This is a genomic window from Komagataeibacter sp. NFXK3 (assembly GCF_054182245.1).
In genome coordinates, this window is the sequence record NZ_JAPIVJ010000002.1 from 159,445 (window position 1) to 178,169 (window position 18,725).

An 18,725-nucleotide genomic window follows, 5' to 3' on the forward strand; every position below is an offset into this window, starting at 1 on the left:
TCAATCTCAGCGTGTTTCGGTCAGGTCGGACAGGCGGCGGCGCTCTTCATCCGAAAGCGGCGGCGGCGTGGGCGCGCGCGGGCGGCGGAAGGTCCACCACGCAATGCCGATGCCAATGCACAGTGCCAGCAGCGGCATGACCCACAAAAGCAGCGTGCCGATGGTAAAGGGCGGCTTGAGCCGGATGAAGTTGCCGTAGCGGTTGACCATCCAGTCCATGATCTGCTGGTTGCTCTCGCCCTTGGCCACATGCTCGCGCACCACGTGGCGCAGGTCGCGGGCCAGATCGGCGCTGCTGTCCTCGATCGATTCGTTCTGGCACACGAGGCAGCGCAACTGCGCGCCAATGGCCTCGGCGCGCTGCTCCTGCGCCGGGTCGGGCAGCATTTCCGACGGGTCATCCACCGCCAGCGCCACCAGCGGCGCGAAGAACAGGCAGGCCAGCAGGGCAATCAGGCCGCCGCGGCGTAGGGGATGTGTCTTCATGGTTTGAGGCTGTCCGCCAGCGGCATGATGGTGTTGGCGATCATGGCCTCGGTAATGGGGGAGGCGGTGTGCCACCGGATGATCCCGCCCGGCCCGACCAGAAAGGTTTCCGGCACGCCGGACACGCCCCAGTCAATCGCGGCCAGCCCGTCATGGTCAGAGGCGATACGGGCATAGGGGTTGCCCGCGCGCTGCACGAAGCCCAGCGCATGCTCGGGCTTGTCCTTGTAGGCAATGCCCCAGATCGGCAGCCTGTCCTTCAATGCGTTGAGCACCGGCATCTCGGCCACGCAGGGAATGCACCACGAGGCGAAATAGTTCACCAGCACCGGCGCCTTCAGCCCCCGTAGGTCGGCGGCTGAAAAGCCGGTGCCCGGTGCCTGGTCGGGCAGCGCGAAGTCAGGCACGGGGCGGTTGAGGGCCGGGGCATGGATGTCATGCGGGTCGAACGAGCCTTTTGTCATGCCAGAGAGCATGCGCCAGAAGCCCACGCCAACCCCGCCCGCCACAACCAGCGGGGCCGCCATGAGCAGGCGGCGGCGGGTGGGGGAAGAAGGCTGTTCGCTCATTGCACCACCACCACATCAACGGTTTTGGCCCGGCGTGGCGCGCCCACGCGCACGCGCCGGTCGGAAAGGGAAAGCGCGCCGCCAAAGGCCATGATCAGCCCGCCCAGCCACATCCACGGCGCCAGCGGGTTGTAGTGCAGTCGCAGCACATAGGTCGGGTTGGCGTCATCGCCATGCTTGTCGCCCAGCACGCCATAGATGTCGGCCATGAGGTTGGTGTGGATCGCAACCTCGGTCGTGGTCTGGTGCTGACTGGCGAATGTGCGCTTGGAGGGGTGCAGCGTGGTGATCAGCCTGCCGTTGTGGCGCACTTCAATGGTGGCCACCAGCGCGGTGTAGTTCGGGCCTTCGGCAGGCTTTACGTCGGTCAGGGTCCAGCTATCGCCTGCCAGCATCTCGCTCTGGCCCACATGCACTTCCACAATCCGGTGCGCCGCCTGCGACATGCCGGCAATGCCCAGTACCACAATGCCCACGCCCGCATGGGCCAGGGCCGCGCCAAACACCGCGCGCGGCAGGCTGCGCGCACGCTGCCAGCTCTGGCCGAGAGGCTGGCGGAACAGGCGCAGGCGCTCGGCAATGTCAGCAACACTCGAGCAGATCACCCACACGGCGGTGGCGGTAGCCAGCACCGGCAGGATCTCGCGCATCTGGAAGGTGGCAACGACAAGCGCCACTGCTGTTACGCACGCCGCCCACCACAGGCGGCGCAGCACCGGCCACATCTGCGCGCGCTTCCACGGCATCATGGGGCCGAAGCCCATGAACACCATGAGCGGAATGGCCAGCGGGATGGTTGTCGCATCAAAGAACGGCTTGCCGACCGAGATGGTCTTGCCAAACAGCAGCGACATGAAGGGCGGGTACATCGTGCCCGTCAGCACCACGGCGCAGATCGAGCACAGCAGGATGTTGTTGAGCACCAGCAGCCCTTCGCGCGAGACGGGGGCAAACAGCCCGCCCGTGGTCAGCTGCGGGGCGCGGATGGCGAACAGAAGCAGCGAGCCGCCAATGACAAGGGCGAGCAGGCCAAGGATGAACACGCCACGCGCGGGGTCATTGGCGAAGGCATGCACCGAGTTGAGAATGCCCGAACGCACGAGGAACGTGCCCGAGAGCGAGAACGAGAAGGTGCCGATGGCCAGCAGCACGGTCCAGATCTTCAGCGCCTCGCGCTTTTCCACCACAATGGCCGAATGCACCAGCGCCGTGCCCGTCAGCCACGGAATGAGGGATGCGTTCTCCACCGGGTCCCAGAACCAGTAGCCGCCCCAGCCCAGCACGTAATACGACCACCACGACCCCATGGCGATGCCGCAGGTCAGGAAGCACCACGCCGCCACGGCCCACGGGCGCACCCAGCGGCCCCATGCGGCGTCCACCCGGCCTTCGATGAGGGCGGCGATGGCGAAGGCGAAGGGCACGGCAAAGCCGACATAGCCGGTGTAGAGAATGGGCGGGTGAAAGGCGAGGCCGGGGTCCTGCAGCAGGGGGTTCATGCCCTGGCCGTCCATCGGTGCTGGCCACACGCGGGCAAACGGGTTGGATGTGGTCAGGCAGAACAGCTCGAACCCTGCCGCAACACCGCCCAGCACCGCAATCACGCGCGCCTGCAGGGCGGAGGGCAGGTTGCGGCCAAACAGCGCCACGGCCCCGCCGCAGATGGACAGGATCATCGCCCACAGCAGCACCGAGCCCTCATGGTTGCCCCATACGCCGGTGATCTTGTACAGCAGCGGCTTGCTGACCGCGCTGTTGGCCGCCACGTTCTGCACCGAAAAGTCATTGGTGATGGCGGCATGGATCAGGCAGGCGAATGAGGTGATGAGCGCGATCATCTGCCCCACCGCCAGCGCGGGCGCCAGCGCCATCAGCCGCGCGTCGCGGCGGCTTGCGCCAATCAGGGGCAGGATTGCCTGTCCGGCGGCCATGCAGCATGCCAGCGCCAGCGCAAAATTTCCAAGTTCCGGGTTCATGGTCGGATGTCAGTTTCCGTTAGGGCGTCTGGGTGGCCGGTTTTTTCGCATTGTCTGCGGCGGTCATGGTGTTCCAGCTTGCGGCATCGGGGGCCTTGCCGAAGCGCGGGTCCCACTTGCCGCTGCGGCGCAGTTCCTCGGCCACTTCCTTGGGCATGTAGGTTTCGTCATGCTTGGCCAGCACCTCGCTGGCGCGGAAGGTGCCATCAGGGTTGACGGTGCCCACGGCCACCACGCTCTGCCCCTCGCGGAACAGGTCGGGCAGGATGCCCTCGTAGCGCACGGTCACGGCGGCCTGCCCGTCGGTTACGTCAAATATGGCGACCGGGGCGTCCTTCACCTTCTCCTGGTGCACGCTGCCCGCCACCACCATGCCGCCAAGGCGGATGGTGCGGTCAGCCGGTGGCGGCTTGCTGTGCACCTGCGAGGGCGCCATGAAGAACACGATATTGGAGGAAAAGGCATTGAGCGTAAGGGCGGCGGCCGAGCCCAGCCCGATCATGCACGCCACCACCAGCCACAGGCGTCTGCTCTTGCGGGTCATGAGGGCTGGCGTGTCCGGGGCTGTTCAATGGCGGCAAGCCGCCTGCGGGCCTGGCGCAGGCGCAGCGTGGCATTGACCGACAGGATGGCGGCGACGCCAAGGGTCAGGCCATAGGCGGCCACGATATAGGGCAGGTGGGTCATGGGGTGGCACGATCGGGCTGGGGGGCGGCGGCAGCGGATTGGCGGCCCCGGTTGGCGGCAAGGATGGTGCGCACGCGGCTTTCCATGACCGAGGCGCGCAGGCGGGCGAGCACGATGGCGGCGAAGCCGAGCGTAAAGCCCAGCGTGGTCAGGCCCAGCGGCCACAGCATGGAGGTGGACATGGTGGGCGCGCCGGTCACCGTAATGCTGTCGGGCTGGTGCAGGGTATTCCACCACTGCACGCTGAACTTGATGATGGGCAGGTCAACCGCGCCCGCAAGGCCAAGGATGGCGGCGGCGCGGTAGCCGCGCTGCGGCTCGTCAAACGCGCGGATGAGCGCGATATGGCCCAGATACAGGAAGAACAGCACCAGCACCGAGGTCAGCCGCGCATCCCACACCCACCACGTGCCCCACATCGGCTTGCCCCACAGCGAGCCGGTGGCCAGGCACACGGCGGTAATCGATGCGCCCACCGGCCCGATTTCCACCGCCGCAAGGTCGGCCAGCGGATGGCGCCACACCAGCGAGAGCAGCGAGCACACCGCCAGGCCCATATAACCTGATGATGCCAGCCATGCAGTGGGCACATGCACGTACATGATGCGCACGCTGTCGCCCTGCTGCCAGTCAGCGGGGGAGAAGAACAGCCCCCACACGATTCCGGCAACCGACAGCACAAGGGCGGGCCATGTCAGCCACGGCTGCAGCTTCGCCCCCATGCGCAGGAAACGGCCAGGGTTGGCATAACGGTGAAAAAGGTTACCGGTTCGCGCGGTAAGGCTCTGCGTTGCGTTCAAGGTTGATCCATCCGTGCCGGGGGCACCTGTCCCTGCAATGAAAACGGTCAAGAAATCCGCGCCATCACCACGGGTGGGTGGGGGCTGACGTTTTGTTGCTCTACACTATCGCGTTAAAAAAGACACGGCCAGTCCTGTCCCAATCATGGGACAGTCGGCCCACAGGAGGATAAAACATGCTGTTTGCCATCATCTGCACCGACAAGCCCGGCAGCCTCGAAGCCCGCAAGGCAACCCGTGAGCGCCACCTTGCTTACCTTGAGCAGCACAGGCCGCACCTCGTGCATGGCGGACCGCTGCTGGACGCGGAAAACCGCCCCTGCGGCAGCCTGCTGGTGGCGGACATGCCCGACCGCGCGGCGGCCGAGGGATTCGCGGCTCAGGACCCCTATGCCCAGGTGGGCCTGTTCGAGAGCGTGGTGATCCGTCCGTTCCGTTCAGTTTTTCGTGATGGGCTGCGGGTGGAGTAGGAAACGGCCATGGCCTACTGGCTGATCAAGTCCGAGCCGGATGCGTTTTCATGGGCCGAACAGGTGGAAAACGGCACCGAACCCTGGACCGGCGTGCGCAACCACCAGGCAAAGAAGAACCTCGCCGGCATGCAGGTGGGTGACAGGGCGTTCTTCTATCACTCCAACGTGGGCCGCGAGATCGTGGGCGTGGTTGAAGTCGTGCGGGAGGCCTATCCCGACCCCACGGCGGAAGATGGCCGGTGGGTGTGCGTGGACGTGCGCGCCATCGGCCCCATGCCGCGTGCCGTGACCCTGGCTGAAATCAAGGCCGATCCGGCGCTGGCCGACCTTGCCCTGGTGCGGCAGTCGCGCCTTTCCGTCGTGCCGGTATCGGATGCGCACTGGGCGCATCTGTGCTGCATGGGGGGCTGGAACAGCTAGGTGGCCCCCGCGTTTCATGGCTGCGGGCATGCTCATGCCCGTTGCAAGAATGCCATCATGGTGCTGAAACGGTGGCAATTGCCGCATGGGCGTAGCCGCTGGCCCCATGCAGCCGCGTGCCGTGCGCGGCTGCGGGGCTGGCGCGCGGTACGATAGATCAGGCGAAGGGCATTGTAATGAGTGCAGGTTCCGCAAACGAACTGGCGCCGCTGACGCTGGACAGCGCGTGTATCACTGAACTCCAGCAGGCGCTGGAACGTGTCGAGACCGGGCGGGGCGTGCTCGTGCGCCTGGCCGACCTCATGGGCGGCGCCGTGGGGCAGGCGGCCATGCTGGGCATGCGCACGCTGGGGCTGGCCCCCACGCTGCAGGCCAAGCTGCAGGCTACGGCGGAGGCGGCCATCCGCCGCGCGTTCGACCTCTCGGTGGTGGGCATGGACCGCCCGCATGATGTCTCGGCCGAGGCCAGCGCCGGTGGCACGTGGCGCGACCCCGCGCTCAGGGCGGCGGTGACCGTGTCCGGCGCGGTGGGCGGCTTTACCGGCCTGCCGGGACTGGTGGCGGATGTAGGCTTCACCACCATGGCCATCATGCGCGAGATTGCCCGCATTGCGCGTGAGAATGGCGAGGATCTCTCCACCGAAGCCTCGCGCGCGGCCTGCCTTGAAGTCTTTGCGCTGCGGGCCTTCCCGTTTGGCGCCAAGAAGGGCACGGCAGAGGAAAGCGAGCTTGGCTACTTCTCCGCCCGCGCCATGCTGCGTGGCCGCCCGGTGGTGATGCTGGTCAGCGAGGTGGCCACCCATTACGGGCTAGGCCTGTCGCGCAAATTCGCGTTGCAGATGATGCCGGTGGCGGGTGCGTTGTGTGGTGCCTCGCTCAATGCGGCGTTCCTGTCGCATTACCGCGCGGTGGCGCAGGCGCATTTCACCATCCGCCGGCTCGAGCGTGAATACGGGCCCGAAGTGCGCCGCACCGCGGCCGACCTCAAGGCCCACGCCGCAAGCCAGGCGCGCGAGGCCTGAGGCAAACGGTCTGGAGCGCCGCCTTTTTTTCTCGAAGGCGGCGTTCTTTCGAAGCTCTTGTTCAGGAAAAGGTCGCGTCAGGTGGTCTCCGGCCCCGCGCGCCCCTCTTTCGCCACGGCTGGGCGGAAGGCGTTGCGCAGTTCAATGCACGCCGCCACCAGCATGAAGCCCAGATAGAACTTCAGCAGCGTGCCCAGTATGCCCCCGTAGCGGGGGGCAAGCAGGTCCAGCCCGATGGCGAGCAGCGTGAAGATGACGAAAATACCGGCAATGCCCATGTCTGCTTCTCCGTAATCGGGCCGGTCAGCTGCTGACCGGCGTCAGGGCGGCGCGTCCGTCCAGCACGGCCTCCACGTTATCGAGGGCGAGCATGCCCATGTCGCTGCGTGTCTCGGTGGTGGCGCTGCCCACATGCGGGGTCAGGAACACGTTGGGCAGTTCGAGGAAGCGCGGGTCGGGGTTGGGTTCGTTGCGGTATACATCCAGCCCGGCTGCGGCAAGCTGGCCGCTTTTCAGCGCCGCGATCAGCGCATCCTCATCAACCAGCGCGCCACGGGCGGCATTGATGAAAATGGCCCCTTTTGGCAGGCGGCCCAGCAGGTCTGCATTGATCATGCTATCGGTTTCAGGTGATGCAGGCAGGTGCAGGCTCAGTATGTCGCAATGCGGCAGCATGTCGGTCACGGTGCTGAAATAGGTTGCCCCTTCCTCCTGGTCGGCGGGTAGGCGGCGGCGGTTGGAATACATCACCCGCATGTCAAACCCGCGCGCGCGCTTTGCCACGGCGCGGCCAATGCGCCCCATGCCCACAATGCCCAGCCGCTTGCCGCTGATGCGCGTGCCCAGCATCTCGTCCATGGCAAGCCCGCGCCCCCAGCCCTGGCGCATCAGCGTGGTGTATTCGCCCGCCCGGCGGGCCGCGGCAAGCATGAGCAGCATGGCCATGTCGGCATTGCAGTCGGTCAGCACGTCGGGCGTGTTGGTCACGATGATGCCGCGCGCGTGCAGGGCCGCAATGTCGAGATGGTCGGTGCCGACGCTGACGGTGGCCACGATTTTCACGCAGTCGGGCAACTGGGCCACATCGTCATGGCGCAGCGGCAGGCCGGTGGATGTCAGGATCGCCTGCGGCTGGAAGGCGCGGGCACCCTCAAGCAGTTCGCGCGTTGTGAGTTTATGCTCCGGCACGCCGGATATGTTAAAGCTCTGTTCAATACGCTGCATTACGGGAAGGGTCTGGCGCTGGGTCAGCAGAAGGCGGGGACGGGTGTCGGACATGGGGGATGGTTTCTCCTGCCAGATGGGTGCATGCGGGGGCGATCATGCCCATGATTGCGTGCGAAAGGGTTATCCTAAGAACATGACGGGTCAAGAGACGGTTCCCATTACGCCGGACCTCATGCTGCGTGCCTACAGGGCGGGGCTGTTCCCCATGGCGCCCGATGCCCGTTCCGATGACCTGGAATGGTTCTACCCCGAAATGCGCGGCATCCTGCCGCTTGATGGCGGCTTCCATGTGCCGCGCAGGCTCATGCGCACCGTGTTGTCGCAGCGTTTCGCGGTCACGGCCGACCATGACTTTCCCGCCGTGATGGATGGCTGCGCGGAACCCGCCCCGGGGCGCGAGAATACGTGGATCAACCCGCGCATCCGTACCCTGTTCTGCCAGCTTCATGGCATGGGCCATGCCCATAGCGTGGAGGTGCGCCACGAGGGCCGCCTGGTGGGCGGCCTGTATGGCGTGGTGATCGGGCAGGCGTTTTTTGGCGAGAGCATGTTCAGCCGCATGCGCGATGCCTCCAAGGTGGCGCTGGTGCATCTGGTGGCGCGGCTGCGGCTGGGCGGCTTCACGCTGCTCGATACGCAGTTCGGCACGGCGCACCTGGCCGGGTTTGGCGGGGTCGAGATCCCGGCTGATGACTACATGCGCCAGCTGGGCCGCGCGGTTGCGGGGCAGGCGGCATGGGTGGGCAACGATGGGGGCGCGCGGCTGCACGCTGGCCTGCTGGCCCTGCGTGGCGGAGCGGAGGGCGCAGGCGGTTGACAGGGTCGTGCATGCGGGCTTCCGTCTGCGCAGATGAAAGGGGATATGTGATGAAGCATGCAACGGCCCGCCCGGCGCGGCGCGCGATGATGAGGCGCATGCGGCTGCCGGGCAGGGTGGCGCTCGTGGTGGCGGCGCTGTCCGCCACGGGCCTGTGCGCCGCACGGGCGCAGGACGCGGCAGGCGTGCATCCGCCGCTGACCCCCACCCGCGACGTGCAGGTGGACTATAATGTGCAGCCCGATGGCGTGCCCGAGCCCAAGCCCATCCGCACATGGTTCGCCTATAATGGCGGGCTGATGCGAATCGACAGCCCGCAGGGCATGGGCGAGACGATTCTCAACCGCATGAGCCGCCAGGTCACCATCATCATCAACCCGCAGAAGGTGTACAGCCAGCTTGATGCCCGCTACGGCATCCGCAACCCCTTCCTGCTTGACCTGTCCATGACGTTTGCGCGCAAGGGCACGTCGAGCGTGGCGGGTGTGGCCTGCACGCAGTGGGATGTCACGACCGACCAGGGCAACGCCACCGCCTGCGTGACCGATGATGGCGTGGTGCTGCAGGAGATCGGGGTGGATGGCGACGGGCTGAAAGGCCGGCTGGAGGCGACGAAAGTGGTCTATGGCCCCATACCCGACAGCATGTTCCAGCCGCCCGAGGGCTATCGCAAGGTTGACCCGCCACCACCACCCGGCACGCCTGCCGCCAGGGACAACAAGGGCGGCTGACCGGCCTGCCCGTTTTTTTTCAAGGATTGCATGACGTGACACGGATTACCCCAGTCCCGGGCCGGGCTGCCCTGCTGGCCTGCCTGCTGGCGGCGGGCGCAGGCAGCGCGCTGGCCGCCGATGAGCCTTCATCCCCCTATGTCACCCCACAGGCCGATGTGGACGTGACCTACACCATCTACCCCCCGCACGACACGCGCCAGACCATGAGCCAGCGCATGCGGTGGTCGGCCAGCCGCATGATGCAGCGCGTCGATCCCGCCAATGCCACCACCTACATGATTACCGACTACCACGCGGGCACATTGACGGTGGTGAACGCCGACCAGAAGATCAGGACCGTCATTCCCGCCCCCGGTGCCGCCAATGTGCAGATGGGCCAGCGCGCGCAGGGCACGTGGCTGCGCACGGGTGTCTCGAAAGTGGCGGGCCTGCCCTGTGCCCTGTGGCAGACACAGGACACCGACCAGCGCCCCAGCGAGATCTGTTACACCGATGACGGCGTGATGCTCGAGGTCATCCGTGATGGCAAGGTCATGGTCGAGGCGACATCGGTCAACCACACCCCGCAGGATGCAGGCGTGTTCGAGATCCCGTCAGGGCTGAAGGAACTGCGCGCGGCCCATCCGTAACGCTCCGGTCCGCTTTATGGCACGAAAAGGGCGGCCCCTGCCCGTAAATCGCCATGTCCATCGGGTCTGAATGGTTCTGGCGGGGCTGTATGCCCCACCGGAACAGGACAGGATCAGGATACAGGTCATGAAGAACATGGGGCGTATTGCAGCGGGGCTGAGCCTTCTGGCCGCGATGGCAGTCGCGGCGCCGCAGGCCCAGGCCCACGGGCGTGGTGGTGCGGGCGATGCGTTTGTCGGCGGGCTGGTGGGGGGCCTGGTGGGCGGTGTCGTGGGCGGCGCCATGGTCGATGCCTTTGGCCCGCCGCCGCCACCCCCGCCGCCGGTCTATTACCGTCCCCCGCCGCCGCCTCCGCCGGTGGCCTATTACGCACCGCCGCCGCCGCCCCCGCCGGGCGTGGTCTATGGCCCGTATGGCGCGCCGCGCCCGTATTACTGACCTTTCGCGCCAGCCTGTAGCGCCATGGCCGTAATGGCCTTGCGCACAGTGGCCACATGGTTCGTGACCTTGACCTTGCGCCATGCCTGCACCAGGTGGCCGGTGGCATCGACAAGGAAGGTCGCGCGTTCGATGCCCATGTATTTGCGGCCATACATCGATTTTTCCACCCACACGCCATAGGCCTCGGTCACGCTGCCATCCGCGTCGGAGGCAAGCGGGAAGGTGAGGACATGGTCGGCTGCGAATTTCTCGATGGCGGGCATGCCATCGCGCGAGACGCCGATCACGCTCACGCCGTCTTTGTGCAGGTCAGCAAGGGCGGCCTCGAATTCGCAGGCCTCCTTGGTGCAGCCCGATGTATTGGCCTTGGGGTAGAAATACAGCACGAAGGGATGGCCCTTCTCGCCATTGAGGCTGACCGTGCGGCCCCCGCTTGCGGGCATGTCAAAATCGGGGACGGCGCTGCCGGGTTCGGGAAAGGGGATGGAAGCCTTGCTCATGACCTGCCTTGTTGCTCCGGGTGCGGGGGCCATGTCACATGCTGGCCCCGGCGGGGTTGAAACGGGGGCGATCATGCAACGCTTCAGGCGGCGGGGGAACCTCCGCCATGTCCTTCTTCCCCGCCATCGGGCGCATCCGTGAGCACGATCAGCCTGTCAAACACGCTTGCAACATCACTGGCCATGCGGTCCATGCGGGCGAGCAGCCCGGCCGCATCGGCGGCGCCGACCTCGCCGGTCAGGATCTCGAGGCTTGCGGGGGCAATGGTGTCGGGCACGTCATGGCCGCAGATGATGCGGATCAGACCCTGCAATGCCCGCCAGAACAGATCGGCCCGGCGCAGCAGCCGCGCATCGGCCATGCTGATCTCGCCCGCCCGCGCCAGCCGCAGCAGCGCGGTGCGGGTGGACTGGCTGCGGCTGGCGGGCGAGGCGGCTACAAGCTGCAGCCCCTGCGCCACGAATTCCACATCCATCAGCCCGCCCCGGCGGCGCTTTATGTCCCACGGGCCGGAGGCGGGGCGTTCACGCGCCAGGCGTTCGCGCATGTGGCGCACGTCATGGAGCACCTGCGCGCGGGCCTGCGCGGTGCGCGGCGCGTGGTCGAGGGCTGTGGCAATGGCGGCCCCCAGCGGGACCGCGAGCGCGGGCGGCCCTGCCACCACGCGCGCGCGGGTGAGCGCCATGCGCTCCCATGTCCAGGCGGATTCGGCATGGTAGCGACGGAAGGCGGAGAGCGAGACCGCCACCGGCCCCTTCGAGCCCGAGGGCCGCAGCCGCATGTCCACCTCATAGAGCGGGCCTTCGCGCCCCGGCGCGGTCAGCGCCGCGACAAAGGCATGCGCCAGCCGCACGTAATAGGTGCCGGCGGAAAGGGGGCGGGCGCGCGGGCCATCGCTGGCGCTGACCACGCTCTCGCCCGCATCCTCGGGGTGGTCGAACACCACCATCAGGTCAAGGTCCGATCCGGGCATCATCTCGCGCGAGCCCACCTTGCCCAGCGCCACCACCGCCACCGCGCCGCCGGGCACGGTGCCGTGGCGCTGGCGGTGCTCGGCGCTGACCACGCGCAGCAGGCCGCGCATGACCGTCTCGGCCATGGCGGTGCGGGCGCGGGCGGCGCGGTCCTCGCTCATGCGGTGCTCGAGGCGGGCGACCGACAGGCGGAACTCCTCGCCACACACAAGCCCGCGCAGCACCGGCAGCACCTGCTCGGCCGACTGCGCCGCCGCCACCTGCCGCCGCGCCAGCACTGTTACCGTGCTGACCGCGCCGGGGCCGGCATCCATGTCGAGCAGCCCGTCCAGCGCGGAGGGGGTCTCGGCCAGGTGGTCGGCCAGGAAGGGGGCGCAGTCCAGCACGGTCACGATACGGTGGATCAGGGCCGGGTTGCGTTCGAGCAGCGACAGGAACTGCACCCCCGCCCACTGCCGCTCCAGCAGCGCATCGAAGCGGCGCAGCACGGCCAGCGGCTGCTGGCGGCGGCCGATCTCGGCCAGCAGGCCGGGCAGCAGGCGGCGCAGCAGCTTGCGCGCGCGGTCCGAGCGCAGGGCGCGCAGGCGGTTGCCCTCCCACCGGTTGAGGATGGCCAGCGCGTCATTGATGTCGGTGGCAGGGAAGCCGTGCGCGCGCAGGCGGTCGGCGGCATCGGCATCCTCGGGGGCGATGGTGATGTCCCCGGGGCCGCTTTCGGCAAACTGCTGGTCGAAAATGCGCCGCGAGCGCTGCATGACCCCAAGCAGGCTGCCGGGCAGTTCATCGGGCGGCCCCATGTTCATGAAGGTGGCGAAGCGCGCGAATCCGGCCGCCGTGTCGGGCAGGCTGTGGGTCTGGTGGTCGAGCCGCATCTGCAGCCGGTGCTCGGCCTGGCGCAGCATGCGGTAGTTGCGGGCCAGTATTGCGGATTGCTCACGCGCCAGCAGCCCCGCCCGGCGCAGCCTGCGCAGCGCGCCAAGCGTGGTGGGGTCGCGCAGTTCAGGCCTCCTGCCACCCCAGACAAGCTGCAGGGCCTGGGCCACGAATTCCACCTCGCGGATGCCGCCCTGGCCCAGTTTTACGTTCTGGCCCAAAAGCCAGCGCATGGCGGTGTCGGGGTTGCGGATATCCTCGGCGGGCAGGCTGTCCAGATTGGCGTGGCCTGCGTTACGGTGGCGGTCGATGCGGGCTTTCATGTCATGCAGGTCGTCAATTACCGCGAAATCCAGATGGCGGCGCCAGATGAACGGATGAATGCTCTTGAGGAAACGGCGCCCTGCCGTGATGTCGCCCGCCACGGGCCGCGCCTTGGTCATGGCCGCGCGTTCCCATGTGCGGCCCATGCTCTCGTAATACTGTATGGCGGCGGGAAACGACACGGCGGCAGGCGTTGCGCTCGGGTCGGGGCGCAGCCGCAGGTCCATGCGGAAAACGTAACCATTTGCATCCCGCGCTTCCATAAGCGTGACAAGATCGCTAGTCATGCGCACAAAGGTATGTCGCAGTTCCCCATTGCCGGGGTGACGGTCCGGGTCATACAGAATGATCAGGTCTATGTCCGAGGAGTAGTTCAGTTCCCGCGCGCCCAGCTTTCCCATTGCCAGAACCACGAAGCCGCTGCCCCGGCACGGGGTCTCGGGGTAACGCAGGCGCAGGCGCCCGGTCTCGTGCGCCTGGAGCAGCAGATGCCTGAGTGCCGCGTTCAGCGCGTTCTCGGCCAGTTCGCTCAGCGCCAGGGTGACCTGCTCGAGCGACCACGCGCCCCCGATATCGGCCAGCGCTATGGCCAGCGCCGCCTGCCGCTTGGCCTCGCGCAGTTCGGCCATGACGTCGGCGCGGGTTGTATCAGGCGGCAGGGCGTCGAGTGCGGCGAGGATGCGCCGCACGCAGGCTTCAGCCCCTTCATGCACAAGGGTGGCGAAGGCTTCCGTATCGCGCAGCGCCAGGTCGGACAGGTAGGGGCTGTTGCCCCCCAGCGCATCAAGCATGGGCATGATGCCAGGTATGGTCGTAAGGTCGGGCAGGCCCGCGCGCGCGCAGGTATCGGACAGGTTCTCGCGCAGGATGCGCGCGGCGCGCGGGTCGGCGGGCCGGGGCCATGTGCATCCCTGCCACGAGGGATGTGGCGCGGGCAGGGGCGGAATGGGCTGATCCATGGAGAAATGTCCGGCAAGAGACTGGGAATGCACGCTTATTGGCGCGGGCGCGTAGCGTGGACGGCATGACGCAGGCAGGTCAAGCCTCGCCGCCCCCCGGTCCCACGCCGCCACGCCAGAGCCGCGTGCGCCGCGCGGTGCTGGCCGCGGGCCGCGTGGTGGTGTGGCTGGTGCTGCTGTGCATTACGCTGCCCGCCCTGCTTTTGCTCGTACTGACCATGCGCCTGTCGGCTGGCCCGCTTGAGGTCACGCCGGTGGTGCGCCTGTTCATGCCGCTGCCCGTGGCCCATGGGCGCAGGCATGAGGATATTATTGGCAACCTGTCGGCAGCCCATGTGCGGCTGGGCTGGAATGCGATGCATGAGGGGTTGCGCGCGCCGTTCGTGATCTGGGTGGAGGATGTGCGCATCGCGCGCCGCGATGGCCACGTGGCCGATACGCTGCGCCGGGGGCGTATCACGCTCGATACCCCGGCGCTGGCGCATGGCATCGTGCGCATTCTTGAACTGTCGGTCTCGCATGGGCGGCTGCAGCTTGCGCGCAGCCATGAGGGCAAGATCGGTCTCGATCTGGGGCCGGATACGCCCTATCCCGCGCACAAGCCCGAGGAGGCATCCCCCCTCGACATGACGGCGCTGCGCCAGGCCGTGGTGTCGGATACGCATGTGCAGTTCACCGATCGCATGACCGGGCGTAACTGGCGGCTGGGCGAGGCGGATGCCCGGCTGAAAGTGGTGAACGATACCGGGCAGAAAGGGGTGGAAGGCGATATCCGCCTCGGGCTGGAAGGCAATGGCGAGCGGCTGGTGCTGCATGGGCAGGGCATCCATTCCAGTCCCCGCCATGTGGACTGGACCCTGGTGCTCGACCCCATCAGCCCGGCGGCCTTTGCCCCGGGGCAGAAGGAAGTCGCCCCGCTCGACCTGCCGGTGGGCGGGCAGTTGCAGGTTGCTTTCCGTGATGGGGGGCAGGGGCAGGACTTCCTCATGCCGCGCGACTTCACGCTGCACCTTGATGCGGGCAATGGCCAGGTCACCACGCGCAAGGCCGGGCAGTTCCTGGTGGGCGAGGGCGTGGCCGACCTGACCGGCTCGCTGGGGCCGGGACCGGCCAACGCGCCGTTTGATGGCCCGCTGAAGGTGGCGCTGCGCAACCTCGAGCTGCACCTGCGCGCACCGGGCCATGCCGATGATGATGGTAGCGGCCCGACGCTGAACGCCACGGCGGCGCTGAGTGCAGCCTCGTTGCTGCACCCGGCCCATGTCCAGCTTGACGTGGGCGCGCATGCGCGGGCGCTGGAGTTTGAAACGCTTGGTGAGTTCTGGCCGCCCGCCGCCATGAAGGGCGCGCGCCGGTGGGTGACCGAAAACATACCGCATGGCCATGTGCGCCAGTTGCAGGTCAATATGGGCCTGAGCAGCCACAAGGGCTGGGGCGGGCTCGACCTCGCCTCGCTTGGCGGCACGATTGATGCCGATGCGATGGAACTGCACTGGCTCAGCCCCATCCCGCCGCTGCACGACATGGATGCCCACCTGACCTTTGATGGCCCCGATGAGATCATGATCCATTTCGGCCATGCGTACCAGCTTGTCGACCTTGCGGGGCGGCATGTCGATGCCACGGGCACGGGGCGGATCGAGGTCGGCCCCGGCTCCATGCGCATTACCGGCCTGAACAAGAAGGTGCAGGTGGGCGACATCAACGTGACCCTGCTGGGCAATGCGCGTGATGTGCTCGCTCTGCTGGCCGAGCCCCGGCTCAATGTGCTCTCGCGCCACCCCATGTCGTTCACGCATCCGTCGGGGCGGGCCAATGTGTCGCTGCACATAGCATTGCCTCTTGATGCGCATGTGCGCCTCGACCAGATCGACCTGCGCAGCCATACCGATCTGGCGCAGGTGCATCTGGGCAACGTGGTGGTGGGCCGCCCGCTTGATAACGGCACGCTGGGCATCGATGCCACCACCAATGGCCTGCTTTTGCAGGGCACGGGCGTGCTGGCGGGCATTCCCTCAAGCGTGATCTACACCATGGACTTCCGCAGCGGGCCGATGGTCCATGCGGTGGAAAGTGCCAGCCTGCAGGGCCATGTCACGCCGGAGGGGGTAAAGCGGGCCGGATTCGAGATGGGCGAGCATTTCTCGGGCAGCGCCCTGCTTGATGTGGATTACGACCGCTACGTGGGCGGCAAGGCGCAGGTGAATATCGACCTCGATCTTGATCGCGCGGCGCTGGCCATTCCCATCTGGTCCAAGAAGGTGGGGCAGGAGGCCAATGCCTCGGTCGAGCTTGACCTCGACCACGGGCAGATTGCAGGCATCGAGAACATGCGCGCCGTAGGCCCCGACCTGCTGATTGATGGCCATGCCGAGACCACGGGCGGGGTGACGCGCCGGCTGGTGCTGCGCGGCTTCCGCATCGGGCGCTCGGTGGGCAATGCCTCCGTGCTGCTGCCGCAGCGCGAGAACGACCCCATTGGCGTGAACGTGGCGGCGAAGGTGCTTGACCTCTCGCCGCTGGTCTCGTTCCAGACCGCGCCCGACAGCACGGCGGCGACCAAGGTGGCCGCCCACCAGGGCGATAGCGGCGGCTACCACATGCCCGAAATCGCGACCGGGCGCGTCAACGGCCCGCCGGGCCGCCGGTGGGACCTGAACGTGGATGCCCGCACCCTGTATTACGGCCCCACCGATACGCTGACCAACGTGCACAGCCACCTTGAAACCAATGGCGTGCGCCTGACCCGTGGCGTGCTGACGGTGGAAGGCCCGGTACCCGCGCAGGCGCACCTGACCCAGCAGGGCAATGCCCGCCTGCTCGATGTGCATGTGGCAAGCCTTGGCGACCTGCTGCATGACATGAAGGTGACCGACGAGATGCAGGGCGGCGTGACCGACATTACCGGGCAGTTCGATGACAGTTCGGCCACTGCCCCCTTCTCGGGCACGGTGCATATGGGGCCGTTCAAGCTGCGCAACGTGCCTGCCGTGGTCAGGCTGGCCAATAACGCCTCGATCTATGGCTGGCTGCGCGCGCCGCATGCGCCGGGCATGCAGATCGAGCAGCTCAACGCGCCGGTGAAGATGGATGAAGGGAACATCCATATCTCCGACGGGCTGGTCAGCAACGCCTCCCTTGGCGCCACGGTGTCAGGCGACGTGAACCTGGAAAAGAAGACCCTCAACCTTGATGGCACCATCATCCCCGCCTTTGCGGTCAATGCCGCCCCCGGCCACCTGCCGGGCCTGCTGGGCTGGCTGTTCAGCCCGGAGAAGAATGGCGGCGTGCTGTCGGCCACCTATCAGGTGACCGGGCCGATGGGCAACCCGGCGGTGCATGTGAACCCCTATGCCATGCTGCTGCCCGGCTTCCTGCGCAACCTGATGCATGTGCATTGAGGTCGGGCCGGGCGTAGGCGAACGTGTCTGGGTAGCGCTTCCGAAGCTTTTTGAAAAAAGCTTCACCCAAAACTTTTATCTTTAAGGTCAGTGTTCTGGCGTGATTCGGTCATGGCCGGGCAGCACGAACAGCACGGTCAGCAGCGAGCAGGCGATGCAGCCGGTCACGTACCAGTAGAACAGCCCCTCATGCCCGATCTGCTTGAACCACAGCGCCACGTATTCCGCCGTGCCGCCAAAGACCGATACGGTCAGCGCATAGGGCAGCGCCACGCCCAGCGCGCGCACGCGGGTGGGAAAAAGTTCGGCCTTCACCACCGCGTTGATCGACGTATAGCCTGAAATACCGATCAGCGCCGCCGTAACCAGACCAAAGGCCGCCAGCGGTGAGTGCACGGTGGAAATGGCCTCCATGAGCGGCACGGTGCCCAGGCAGCCGATCACGCCAAAGGACAGCAGCAGCCGCCTGCGGCCCACCCGGTCGGACAGCGCGCCAAAGGCGGGCTGGACCAGCGCGAACACGAACAGCGATGCGGTCGAGACCAGCGTGGACTGCTCCTTGGCCAGCCCCGCCGTGTTGACCAGATATTTCTGCATGTAGATGGTGAAGGTATAGAATGCCACCGTGCCGCCCAGCGTCAGGCCGCACACGCCCAGTACCTCGCGCGGGTGCTGGAGCAGCACGCGCAGGCCGCCATGCGTGTTCCTGTCTTTTGTCGCGGCGCTGAACTGCTCGCTCTCGGCCATGCCGCGGCGGAACCATAAAATGGACAGCGCAAGCAGCGCGCCAATGCCAAACGGCACCCGCCAGCCCCACGCGCCAAGCTGGGCCGGGCTGAGCAGCACGAACTGCAGTGCCAGCAGCACCACGAGTGCCAGCAACTGCCCCATCACCAGTGTTACATACTGGAAGCTGGCATAGAACCCGCGCTGGGCCGGCGGCGCGATTTCGGAAAGGTAGGTGGCACTCGCGCCATATTCCCCGCCAAGGCTCAGCCCCTGCAACAGGCGGGCAAACAGCAGCACGGAGGGGGCCGCCAGCCCGATCTGCTCATAGGTCGGGCACAGGGCAATGGCGAGAGAACCCGCGCACATGGCGATGATCGACAGGCTGAGCGCCGCCCGCCTGCCATGCCGGTCGGCCATGAGCCCCATCAGCCACCCGCCCACCGGGCGCATGAGGAAACCGATGGCAAATACCGCCGCACTGCGCAGCAGTTCGCTCGTCGGGTTGCCGGGCGGGAAGAAGGAATGGGCAAAATACATGGAAAATGCCGCATAGACGTACCAGTCGTAATATTCGATCAGATTTCCCGATGAACCCGCAATAATGCTTCGTATTCTCTGCGCGGTGGTCAGTGCGCCGGTCTGGGGCTTGAAAACAGGCATGGTATGAAACCTATGGACGCGA

At 66.8% G+C, this 18,725-nt stretch carries 19 protein-coding genes; 8 read left to right on the plus strand and 11 right to left on the minus strand.

Features of this window, described 5'->3' with window-relative positions; translation table 11 throughout:
• Positions 1-6: 6 nt before the first annotated feature.
• The 6 genes from OQZ28_RS02900 to OQZ28_RS02925 are packed head-to-tail and all read right to left on the minus strand — an operon-like array spanning position 7 to position 4,518.
• Positions 7-486 carry a cytochrome c-type biogenesis protein gene (locus OQZ28_RS02900; protein ID WP_130730344.1) on the minus strand — a complete coding sequence of 160 codons (480 nt, stop codon included), beginning with the start codon at positions 484-486 and terminating at the stop codon, positions 7-9.
• A complete protein-coding gene (locus OQZ28_RS02905) occupies positions 483-1,055 on the minus strand; it encodes a DsbE family thiol:disulfide interchange protein (RefSeq protein WP_458135103.1) in 573 nt (190 codons plus the stop codon). The genes OQZ28_RS02900 and OQZ28_RS02905 overlap by 4 nt, the downstream gene beginning before the upstream one ends.
• Positions 1,052-3,031, minus strand: a complete 1,980-nt coding sequence (locus tag OQZ28_RS02910; protein ID WP_458135104.1) for a heme lyase CcmF/NrfE family subunit — start codon at positions 3,029-3,031, stop codon at positions 1,052-1,054. Before OQZ28_RS02910 ends, OQZ28_RS02905 begins: the two co-directional genes overlap by 4 nt.
• Before the next feature lie 19 nt (positions 3,032-3,050).
• Positions 3,051-3,575, minus strand: coding sequence for a cytochrome c maturation protein CcmE (gene ccmE / locus OQZ28_RS02915; protein WP_110567173.1), 525 nt, complete (start codon positions 3,573-3,575; stop codon positions 3,051-3,053).
• Positions 3,572-3,718: a heme exporter protein CcmD gene (gene ccmD, locus OQZ28_RS02920; protein WP_078524585.1), complete on the minus strand. Its 147-nt coding sequence runs from the start codon at positions 3,716-3,718 to the stop codon at positions 3,572-3,574. Before ccmD ends, ccmE begins: the two co-directional genes overlap by 4 nt.
• Entirely contained in the window at positions 3,715-4,518 is an 804-nt protein-coding gene (locus OQZ28_RS02925) for a heme ABC transporter permease (RefSeq protein ID WP_130730341.1), read from the minus strand. The genes ccmD and OQZ28_RS02925 overlap by 4 nt, the downstream gene beginning before the upstream one ends.
• Before the next feature lie 176 nt (positions 4,519-4,694).
• Between OQZ28_RS02925 and OQZ28_RS02930 the strand changes: the two genes are divergently transcribed.
• The 3 genes from OQZ28_RS02930 to OQZ28_RS02940 all read left to right on the plus strand — a co-directional run bounded on the left by OQZ28_RS02930 (position 4,695) and on the right by OQZ28_RS02940 (position 6,433).
• The gene (locus tag OQZ28_RS02930) at positions 4,695-4,988 is read left to right on the plus strand and encodes a YciI family protein (protein WP_458135105.1); all 294 of its coding nucleotides are present in this window, start codon (positions 4,695-4,697) and stop codon (positions 4,986-4,988) included.
• Positions 4,989-4,997: 9 nt separating this feature from the next.
• A complete protein-coding gene (locus OQZ28_RS02935) occupies positions 4,998-5,411 on the plus strand; it encodes an EVE domain-containing protein (protein ID WP_458135106.1) in 414 nt (137 codons plus the stop codon).
• A gap of 176 nt (positions 5,412-5,587) precedes the next feature.
• Positions 5,588-6,433, plus strand: a complete 846-nt coding sequence (locus OQZ28_RS02940; protein ID WP_130730338.1) for an EcsC family protein — start codon at positions 5,588-5,590, stop codon at positions 6,431-6,433.
• A gap of 77 nt (positions 6,434-6,510) precedes the next feature.
• Here the strand turns inward: OQZ28_RS02940 and OQZ28_RS02945 are convergent, their stop codons facing one another.
• Both OQZ28_RS02945 and OQZ28_RS02950 read right to left on the minus strand, forming a co-directional pair.
• Positions 6,511-6,711, minus strand: coding sequence for a hypothetical protein (locus tag OQZ28_RS02945; RefSeq protein ID WP_130730337.1), 201 nt, complete (start codon positions 6,709-6,711; stop codon positions 6,511-6,513).
• Positions 6,712-6,736: 25 nt separating this feature from the next.
• The gene (locus tag OQZ28_RS02950) at positions 6,737-7,711 is read right to left on the minus strand and encodes a 2-hydroxyacid dehydrogenase (protein WP_458135107.1); all 975 of its coding nucleotides are present in this window, start codon (positions 7,709-7,711) and stop codon (positions 6,737-6,739) included.
• 82 nt (positions 7,712-7,793) lie between these two features.
• On the opposite strand from OQZ28_RS02950, the gene aat reads away from it, so the two are divergent.
• From aat to OQZ28_RS02970, 4 genes are all read left to right on the plus strand, one after another.
• Entirely contained in the window at positions 7,794-8,477 is a 684-nt protein-coding gene (aat, locus tag OQZ28_RS02955; protein ID WP_458135108.1) for a leucyl/phenylalanyl-tRNA--protein transferase, read from the plus strand.
• Positions 8,478-8,527: 50 nt separating this feature from the next.
• Complete coding sequence (locus OQZ28_RS02960) at positions 8,528-9,208, plus strand: hypothetical protein (RefSeq protein ID WP_458135109.1); 681 nt, start codon at positions 8,528-8,530, stop codon at positions 9,206-9,208.
• A gap of 35 nt (positions 9,209-9,243) precedes the next feature.
• Positions 9,244-9,840: a hypothetical protein gene (locus OQZ28_RS02965; protein WP_458135110.1), complete on the plus strand. Its 597-nt coding sequence runs from the start codon at positions 9,244-9,246 to the stop codon at positions 9,838-9,840.
• A gap of 127 nt (positions 9,841-9,967) precedes the next feature.
• Complete coding sequence (locus OQZ28_RS02970) at positions 9,968-10,279, plus strand: hypothetical protein (RefSeq protein ID WP_458135111.1); 312 nt, start codon at positions 9,968-9,970, stop codon at positions 10,277-10,279.
• Here OQZ28_RS02970 and OQZ28_RS02975 read toward each other — a convergent pair.
• Both OQZ28_RS02975 and OQZ28_RS02980 read right to left on the minus strand, forming a co-directional pair.
• The gene (locus OQZ28_RS02975; RefSeq protein ID WP_458135112.1) at positions 10,273-10,782 is read right to left on the minus strand and encodes a peroxiredoxin; all 510 of its coding nucleotides are present in this window, start codon (positions 10,780-10,782) and stop codon (positions 10,273-10,275) included. The two genes, OQZ28_RS02970 and OQZ28_RS02975, sit on opposite strands and share 7 nt — an antisense overlap.
• Before the next feature lie 83 nt (positions 10,783-10,865).
• Positions 10,866-13,913, minus strand: coding sequence for a bifunctional [glutamine synthetase] adenylyltransferase/[glutamine synthetase]-adenylyl-L-tyrosine phosphorylase (locus OQZ28_RS02980; RefSeq protein ID WP_458135113.1), 3,048 nt, complete (start codon positions 13,911-13,913; stop codon positions 10,866-10,868).
• Between the two features lie 65 nt (positions 13,914-13,978).
• Here OQZ28_RS02980 and OQZ28_RS02985 point away from each other — a divergent pair, with 65 nt between their 5' ends.
• A complete protein-coding gene (locus tag OQZ28_RS02985; protein WP_458135237.1) occupies positions 13,979-17,314 on the plus strand; it encodes an AsmA-like C-terminal region-containing protein in 3,336 nt (1,111 codons plus the stop codon).
• Between the two features lie 87 nt (positions 17,315-17,401).
• On the opposite strand, the gene OQZ28_RS02990 is transcribed toward OQZ28_RS02985, so the two are convergent.
• Positions 17,402-18,703, minus strand: a complete 1,302-nt coding sequence (locus OQZ28_RS02990) for an MFS transporter (protein ID WP_458135114.1) — start codon at positions 18,701-18,703, stop codon at positions 17,402-17,404.
• Positions 18,704-18,725: the final 22 nt, after the last annotated feature.

Excerpts from the sequence above, each read along its gene's own strand:
- OQZ28_RS02935 (WP_458135106.1), top strand. The coding sequence starts at position 4,998 with ATGGCCTACTGGCTGATCAAGTCCGAGCCGGATGCGTTTTCATGGGCC.
- OQZ28_RS02940 (WP_130730338.1), top strand. The coding sequence starts at position 5,588 with ATGAGTGCAGGTTCCGCAAACGAACTGGCGCCGCTGACGCTGGACAGC.
- OQZ28_RS02910 (WP_458135104.1), bottom strand. The coding sequence starts at position 3,031 with ATGAACCCGGAACTTGGAAATTTTGCGCTGGCGCTGGCATGCTGCATG.
- OQZ28_RS02970 (WP_458135111.1), top strand. The coding sequence starts at position 9,968 with ATGAAGAACATGGGGCGTATTGCAGCGGGGCTGAGCCTTCTGGCCGCG.
- aat (WP_458135108.1), top strand. The coding sequence starts at position 7,794 with ATGACGGGTCAAGAGACGGTTCCCATTACGCCGGACCTCATGCTGCGT.
- OQZ28_RS02900 (WP_130730344.1), bottom strand. The coding sequence starts at position 486 with ATGAAGACACATCCCCTACGCCGCGGCGGCCTGATTGCCCTGCTGGCC.
- OQZ28_RS02985 (WP_458135237.1), top strand. The coding sequence starts at position 13,979 with ATGACGCAGGCAGGTCAAGCCTCGCCGCCCCCCGGTCCCACGCCGCCA.
- OQZ28_RS02960 (WP_458135109.1), top strand. The coding sequence starts at position 8,528 with ATGAAGCATGCAACGGCCCGCCCGGCGCGGCGCGCGATGATGAGGCGC.
- OQZ28_RS02975 (WP_458135112.1), bottom strand. The coding sequence starts at position 10,782 with ATGAGCAAGGCTTCCATCCCCTTTCCCGAACCCGGCAGCGCCGTCCCC.
- OQZ28_RS02990 (WP_458135114.1), bottom strand. The coding sequence starts at position 18,703 with ATGCCTGTTTTCAAGCCCCAGACCGGCGCACTGACCACCGCGCAGAGA.
- OQZ28_RS02980 (WP_458135113.1), bottom strand. The coding sequence starts at position 13,913 with ATGGATCAGCCCATTCCGCCCCTGCCCGCGCCACATCCCTCGTGGCAG.
- OQZ28_RS02930 (WP_458135105.1), top strand. The coding sequence starts at position 4,695 with ATGCTGTTTGCCATCATCTGCACCGACAAGCCCGGCAGCCTCGAAGCC.
- OQZ28_RS02905 (WP_458135103.1), bottom strand. The coding sequence starts at position 1,055 with ATGAGCGAACAGCCTTCTTCCCCCACCCGCCGCCGCCTGCTCATGGCG.
- ccmE (WP_110567173.1), bottom strand. The coding sequence starts at position 3,575 with ATGACCCGCAAGAGCAGACGCCTGTGGCTGGTGGTGGCGTGCATGATC.
- OQZ28_RS02945 (WP_130730337.1), bottom strand. The coding sequence starts at position 6,711 with ATGGGCATTGCCGGTATTTTCGTCATCTTCACGCTGCTCGCCATCGGG.
- OQZ28_RS02950 (WP_458135107.1), bottom strand. The coding sequence starts at position 7,711 with ATGTCCGACACCCGTCCCCGCCTTCTGCTGACCCAGCGCCAGACCCTT.
- ccmD (WP_078524585.1), bottom strand. The coding sequence starts at position 3,718 with ATGACCCACCTGCCCTATATCGTGGCCGCCTATGGCCTGACCCTTGGC.